General features: G+C 69.8%; 6 protein-coding genes and 2 tRNA genes. 5 read left to right on the top strand and 3 right to left on the bottom strand.

The features are described 5' to 3' along the window. Positions 1-265: 265 nt before the first annotated feature. Genes purL through purS form a run of 3 tightly spaced genes read right to left on the bottom strand, consistent with a single transcriptional unit; the run spans position 266 to position 3452 of the window. Positions 266-2527 carry a phosphoribosylformylglycinamidine synthase subunit PurL gene (purL, locus tag ACGFRG_RS09150; protein WP_361431568.1) on the bottom strand — a complete coding sequence of 754 codons (2262 nt, stop codon included), beginning with the start codon at positions 2525-2527 and terminating at the stop codon, positions 266-268. Further along, positions 2524-3204: a phosphoribosylformylglycinamidine synthase subunit PurQ gene (gene purQ, locus ACGFRG_RS09145; RefSeq protein WP_361431565.1), complete on the bottom strand. Its 681-nt coding sequence runs from the start codon at positions 3202-3204 to the stop codon at positions 2524-2526. Before purQ ends, purL begins: the two co-directional genes overlap by 4 nt. Continuing rightward, the gene (purS, locus tag ACGFRG_RS09140) at positions 3201-3452 is read right to left on the bottom strand and encodes a phosphoribosylformylglycinamidine synthase subunit PurS (RefSeq protein ID WP_067162360.1); all 252 of its coding nucleotides are present in this window, start codon (positions 3450-3452) and stop codon (positions 3201-3203) included. Before purS ends, purQ begins: the two co-directional genes overlap by 4 nt. A gap of 332 nt (positions 3453-3784) precedes the next feature. Between purS and ACGFRG_RS09135 the strand changes: the two genes are divergently transcribed. From ACGFRG_RS09135 to ACGFRG_RS09115, 5 genes are all read left to right on the top strand, one after another. Further along, a complete protein-coding gene (locus ACGFRG_RS09135) occupies positions 3785-4102 on the top strand; it encodes an Lsr2 family protein (protein ID WP_361431563.1) in 318 nt (105 codons plus the stop codon). A 168-nt stretch (positions 4103-4270) separates the two neighbouring features. Then, a tRNA-Gly gene (locus ACGFRG_RS09130) sits at positions 4271-4342 on the top strand. 118 nt (positions 4343-4460) lie between these two features. Further along, positions 4461-4533, top strand: a tRNA-Gly gene (locus tag ACGFRG_RS09125). A gap of 141 nt (positions 4534-4674) precedes the next feature. Continuing rightward, positions 4675-5652: an ABC transporter ATP-binding protein gene (locus tag ACGFRG_RS09120; RefSeq protein WP_361431560.1), complete on the top strand. Its 978-nt coding sequence runs from the start codon at positions 4675-4677 to the stop codon at positions 5650-5652. Beyond that, positions 5649-6464, top strand: coding sequence for an ABC transporter permease (locus tag ACGFRG_RS09115; protein WP_361431558.1), 816 nt, complete (start codon positions 5649-5651; stop codon positions 6462-6464). The genes ACGFRG_RS09120 and ACGFRG_RS09115 overlap by 4 nt, the downstream gene beginning before the upstream one ends. Positions 6465-6481 lie beyond the last annotated feature (17 nt).

The raw sequence follows: 6481 nt of genomic DNA, 5'->3' as shown, positions 1-6481 counted from the left end.
CCCTTAGATGGGCCCTTCGGGCCCTCCTTCAGGGGCGCGGGGAACTGCGCGACAAGCCCCCACCGGGCCGCAGACGAACGACCACCGCCGGAGGCCTTCGGGAAGGGGCGGGGTGGGGGGGAAAGGGGCGCCCGCCCCCGCCGGGCCGCAGCCGAAGAACCGGGGGCGGGGGCGCAGCCCGGGGCGGGGGCGCAGCCCGGGGCGGGGGCGCAGCCCGGGATGGGGGCGCAGCCCGGGATGGGGGCGCAGCCCGGGGTGGGGGCGGCTACGCCAGGAGTGACGGGATCGTCGCCTCGTGTGCCGCACGCAGCTCACCCAGCGGCACGCTGAACTCGCCCTGGACCTCCACCGCGTCCCCGTCCACCACACCGATCCGCGTCGCCGGCAGGCCCCGCGCACCGCACATGTCCGTGAAGCGGAGCTCCTCGCTGCGCGGCACCGCGACGACCGCCCGGCCGGCGGACTCGCTGAACAGGAACGTGAACGCGGACAGGTCGTCCGGGACCACCAGGCGCGCGCCGTGACCGCCCCGCAGGCAGGACTCGACGACCGCCTGGACCAGCCCACCGTCGGACAGGTCGTGCGCCGCGTCGATCATCCCGTCCCGCGACGCCGAGATCAGGATCTCGCCGAGCAGCTTCTCCCGGTCCAGGTCCACCCGGGGCGGCAGCCCGCCGAGGTGGTCGTGGATCACCTGGGACCACGCCGAGCCGCCGAACTCCTCGCGCGTGTCGCCCAGGAGGTACAGCAGCTGCCCCTCCTGCGCGAACGCGATCGGCGTACGGCGCGTGACGTCGTCGATCACACCGAGGACCGCGACCACCGGAGTGGGGTGGATCGCCGTGTCGCCCGTCTGGTTGTAGAGCGAGACGTTGCCGCCCGTCACCGGGGTGCCGAGCTGGAGGCAGCCGTCCGCCAGACCCCGCGTGGCCTCCGCGAACTGCCACATCACATCCGGGTCCTCGGGGGAGCCGAAGTTCAGGCAGTCGGAGATGGCCAGCGGCTTCGCGCCCGAGGCGGCCACATTGCGGTACGCCTCCGCCAGCGCCAGCTGCGCACCCGCGTACGGGTCGAGCTTGGCGTACCGGCCGTTGCCGTCCGTCGCCATCGCGACGCCGAGGTTCGACTCCTCGTCGATGCGGACCATGCCCGCGTCCTCGGGCTGCGCCAGCACCGTGTTGCCCTGCACGAAACGGTCGTACTGGTCCGTGATCCAGGACTTGGACGCCTGGTTGGGGGAGGAGACGAGGCTGAGGACCTGGGCGCGGAGCTCCTCCGGCGTCGACGGGCGCGGCAGCTTGGCCGCGTCGTCCGCCTGGAGCGCGTCCTGCCAGGACGGCCGCGCGTACGGACGCTCGTACACCGGGCCCTCGTGGGCCACGGTCCGCGGCGGTACGTCCACGATCTGCTCGCCGTGCCAGAAGATCTCCAGGCGCTCGCCGTCCGTCACCTCACCGATGACCGTGGCGATGACGTCCCACTTCTCGCAGATCTCCATGAAGCGGTCCACGTGCTGCGGCTCGACGACCGCGCACATCCGCTCCTGGGACTCGCTCATGAGGATTTCCTCGGGCGAGAGGGTCGCGTCGCGCAGCGGGACCGTGTCCAGCTCCACCCGCATGCCGCCCGAACCGGCGCTCGCCAGCTCCGACGTCGCGCACGACAGGCCCGCGCCACCCAGGTCCTGGATGCCCGCGACCAGCTTCTCCTTGAAGATCTCCAGGGTGCACTCGATGAGGAGCTTCTCCTGGAAGGGGTCACCGACCTGGACGGCCGGGCGATTGGCGGTGACCCCGTCGGGATTGGCAGCCTCGAAGGTCTCCGAGGCCAGGACCGAGACACCGCCGATGCCGTCGCCACCCGTGCGGGCGCCGTACAGGATCACCTTGTTGCCGGGGCCGGACGCCTTCGCGAGGTGGATGTCCTCGTGCTTCATCACGCCGATGCACCCGGCGTTGACCAGCGGGTTGCCCTGGTAGCACTCGTCGAAGACGACCTCGCCGCCGATGTTCGGCAGGCCCAGGCAGTTGCCGTAGCCGCCGATGCCCGCGACCACGCCCGGCAGGACGCGCTTGGTGTCGGGGTGCTCGGCCGCGCCGAAGCGCAGCGGGTCGACGACCGCGACCGGGCGGGCGCCCATCGCCAGGATGTCGCGGACGATGCCGCCGACACCGGTGGCCGCGCCCTGGTAGGGCTCGATGTACGAGGGGTGGTTGTGCGACTCGACCTTGAAGGTGACCGCGTAGCCCTGGCCGACGTCGACGACGCCCGCGTTCTCGCCGATGCCGACCAGCATCGCGTCGTTCTCGGGGACCTTCTCGCCGAACTGGCGCAGGTGCACCTTGCTGCTCTTGTACGAGCAGTGCTCGGACCACATCACGGAGTACATGGCGAGCTCGGCGCCGGTGGGGCGGCGGCCCAGGATCTCGCGGATCCGGGCGTACTCGTCCTCCTTGAGGCCGAGTTCCTTCCAGGGCTGCTCGACCTCGGGCGACTCGGCGGCGTGCTTGACGGTGTCGAGGCTCATGCGTTGACCAGCTTCTTCAGGATCGAGGTGAAGAATCCGAGGCCGTCGGTACGGCCCGTACCGATCAGCGGCTCCACGGCGTGCTCGGGGTGCGGCATCAGGCCGACGACGTTGCCGGCGGCGTTGGTGATGCCCGCGATGTCGCGCAGCGAGCCGTTCGGATTGAAGTCCACGTAACGGAAGGCGACGCGGCCTTCGGCCTCCAGCTCGTCGAGCGTGCGCTCGTCGGCCACGTACCGGCCGTCCATGTTCTTGAGCGGGATCTCGATCTCCTGCCCGGCCGTGTAGTCGGCCGTCCAGGCGGTCTCGCTCGTCTCCACCCGCAGCTTCTGCTCGCGGCAGATGAAGTGCAGGTGGTTGTTGCGGAGCATGGCGCCCGGCAGCAGGTGCGACTCCGTGAGGATCTGGAAGCCGTTGCAGATGCCGAGGACCGGCATACCGGCCTTCGCCTGCTCGATGATCGTCTCCATCACCGGCGAGAAGCGGGAGATGGCTCCGGCCCGCAGGTAGTCGCCGTAGGAGAAGCCCCCGGCCAGGACCACCGCGTCGACCTGCTTGAGGTCCTTGTCGCGGTGCCAGAGCGAGACGGGCTCGGCGCCGGCGATCCGCACGGCGCGCAGGCTGTCCCGGTCGTCGAGCGTCCCGGGGAAGGTGACAACGCCGATACGAGCAGTCACTTGGACTCCTCGACCTTCACGGTGAAGTCCTCGATGACGGTGTTGGCGAGGAACGTTTCGGCCATCTCGTGGATGCGGGCGAGGGCGGCCTCGTCGAGGGGCCCTTCCACATCGAGCTCGAAACGCTTCCCCTGGCGGACGTCCGCGATCCCCTCGAAGCCGAGACGGGGCAGTGCGCGCTGCACCGCCTGTCCCTGCGGGTCGAGGATCTCCGGCTTGAGCATGACGTCGACTACGACGCGTGCCACTGGCACTCCCGTGGTGGTGTGGTGCGAAGGCGGTTCCCTCAGAGTACCCGGCCCAAAAATCTACGCGAGTAGATATCAAGTGGGTCCGATCACGTTCCGGTTTCGGCCCCGACAACACGTGGGAAAAATCCCGGGAAAAACGGTCCACGCACATTGCGATCGGACACGCTGGTGCAATTGGCTGGGCTTCACAATGCAATGCCTGCGGCTGTACAAAGGTTTCTCGGGGGAAACCCGAGAGAAACAGCATTGCTCCAAAACCGCCGGAAGGCCGGGATCGCCGCACGTCAGACACGTGGGAACGGCGAACCCGTAGGAAGGAACCGATATCCGTGGCTCAGCGCGTAGTGGTCACGCTCTCCGACGACATCGACGGCGGAGAAGCGGCGGAAACAGTCACGTTCGGCCTGGACGGGAAGGTCTACGAGATCGATCTCAATCTCGTCAATGCGAAGAAACTGCGTAAGACACTTGCGCCATACGTGAAGGCCGGGCGCAAGCAGTCGAGGTCCGGCAAGGCCTTCCGGCACACCCTCGTCGCCCCCGACCCGGCGGCGGTCCGCGCCTGGGCCCGGTCGAACAACATGGAGGTGCCGGCCCGGGGACGCATCCCCAAGAAGGTCTACGAGGCGTTCAGCGCGGCGAGCTGAGCCCCCGGACGGGTCCGGCACCACGAGACCCGGACCCCCGGACGGCGAGCGGGGCCGGGGCCCCGGACTGGTGGCCCCGGCAGCCGAGTTGCATTGCACCCGGGGTGATCAGCTAGAGTCTGGAGCACGCCGAGGGGCAAGGCCGAAAGGCCCGGTCCACCGGAGCGTGCGGGTGTAGTTCAGTAGCAGAACATCCCCCTTCCAGGGGGAAGGCGCAGTGTGCAATTCCTGTCACCCGCTCTGCATCGCTTACCGACCAGCGATTGGGGTCTCCCCTGCTCGAGCGTAGTCGAGAGCTTGGGGAAGGATCAGGTACAGTGGTGTTCGCAACCGCAGGTGAGAGCCGAGCGGCAGCAATGCGGACGTGGCTCAGTTGGTAGAGCATCACCTTGCCAAGGTGAGGGTCGCGAGTTCGAATCTCGTCGTCCGCTCAGTGCAGGAAACCCCCGGTCGGATCTCCGACCGGGGGTTTCTTCGTGTACGCGGCGGCCGGAACCCGTTCTGACATTTGTCATGCGGAGCGGTGACAGCCCGCACTGCCCGCCGCCCCGATCCGGCGGAACGCTGGACGCATGGCAGATGTGATCGAGGTCGAGGAGCTGCGGCGTACCTACGCCGGGGGCTTCGAGGCCGTACGCGGAATCTCCTTCTCGGTGGCGCGCGGCGAGCTCTTCGCCCTGCTCGGCACCAACGGGGCGGGCAAGACCTCCACCGTCGAACTCCTCGAAGGGCTCGCCGCCCCGAGCGCCGGCACCGTACGGGTGCTCGGCCACGACCCGTACACCGAGCGCACCGCCGTGCGCCCCCGCACCGGCGTCATGCTCCAGGAGGGCGGCTTCCCGTCGGAGCTGACCGTGGCCGAGACGGTACGGATGTGGGCGGGGTGCACCACCGGAGCAGAAAAAGGTGCGCGGCGCAGCCGCTCGTTGAGGGGTGGCGGTCGGGCGGCGGGCGGGCCCGTCGGGGAGGCGCTGGAGCTGGTCGGGCTGGACCGGCGGGCGGACGTACGCGTGAAGCAGTTGTCCGGCGGTGAGAAGCGGCGGCTCGATCTCGCGCTCGCCCTGCTCGCCCGGCCCGAGGTGCTGTTCCTGGACGAGCCGACCACCGGCCTGGACGCGGAGGGGCGGCACGACACCTGGGAACTCGTCCGCGACCTGCGGGACTCGGGCACCACGGTCCTGCTGACCACCCACTACCTGGAAGAGGCCGAGGCGCTGGCCGAGCGGCTGGCGATCCTCCACGAGGGGCGCATCGCGGCCGCCGGGCGCGTCGACGAGGTGGTCGCCGCCCAGCCGTCCCACATCTCCTTCGAGCTGCCCGACGGCTACCACCTGGGCGATCTGCCGCCGCTCGCCCGGCTCGGGGTGAGCAGCCACGAGTGCGTGGGCCGGACCGTACGGTTGCGGACCACCGAGCTCCAGCACGCCGCCACCGGGCTGCTGCTGTGGGCCCGGGACAGCCGGGTCGAGCTGCGCGGCCTCGACGTGCGCTCGGCCTCCCTGGAGGAAGCCTTCCTGCAGATCGCCCGGGAACAGGAGTCGACCCGATGACCACGATTGATGCCTCCCGTACGGACTTTGACGTGTCGTCGGCTGCCGTCGCCACGCCCGCCTCCCGTATGAAGGCGCTCGGCCGCGCCGAGCTCACCCTCCTCGGCCGCAACAAGTCGGCCCTGTTCACCGCGCTCGTGCTGCCCGCCATGCTCACCTTCTCGATGAGCTCGGCCGTACGCGGCATGGACCTCAAGGACACCGGGCTGAGCGTCGGGACGGTGCTGCTGCCCGGCTCGTTCGGCTATGTGCTGCTCTTCGCGGTCTACTCGGCGCTGGTCGGCGTCTTCGTCGTACGCCGTGAGGAGCTGGTGCTCAAGCGGCTGCGCACCGGTGAGCTGCGCGACCGGGAGATCCTGGCCGGGGCATCGCTGCCGGCGGTGCTGCTCGCCCTCGCGCAGTGCGTGCTGCTCGCGGCGGGGTGCAGTGCGGTGCTGGACGTCGGGGCGCCGCGTGCGGTGTGGCTGGCGGTCGTCGGGCTCGTACTCGGCATGGCGCTGATGGTCGTGCTCGCGGCGGCCACGGCGGCCGTGACCCGCAGTGCGGAGGGCGCCCAGATCTCGGTGATGCCGATGCTGCTGGTCTCGATGGTCGGTTCCGGCATGGTCGTTCCGCTGGACGTGATGCCCGACGCGATGGCGTCCGTCTGCGAACTGCTGCCGCTGACCCCGGTGATCGAGCTCATCAGGGGCGGCTGGACCGGCGACCTGAGCGCGTACAGGGTGCTCGGGCTGCTCGTCACGTCGGTGGCCTGGATGCTTGTGGGCGTGTTTGCTGTACGGAAGTGGTTCCGCTGGGAACCACGGCGCTGAACAGGGGAGATGACGGG

It is taken from the genome of Streptomyces sp. NPDC048696, assembly GCF_043198895.1.
In the GTDB taxonomy this organism is placed as follows: Bacteria; Actinomycetota; Actinomycetes; order Streptomycetales; family Streptomycetaceae; genus Streptomyces.
This window is presented reverse-complemented; position numbering and strand designations above follow the sequence as displayed.

Bases quoted from the DNA above. Each gene is read 5' to 3' on its own strand.
- ACGFRG_RS09115 (WP_361431558.1), top strand. From the start codon at position 5,649: ATGACCACGATTGATGCCTCCCGTACGGACTTTGACGTGTCGTCGGCT.
- purL (WP_361431568.1), bottom strand. From the start codon at position 2,527: ATGAGCCTCGACACCGTCAAGCACGCCGCCGAGTCGCCCGAGGTCGAG.
- ACGFRG_RS09120 (WP_361431560.1), top strand. From the start codon at position 4,675: ATGGCAGATGTGATCGAGGTCGAGGAGCTGCGGCGTACCTACGCCGGG.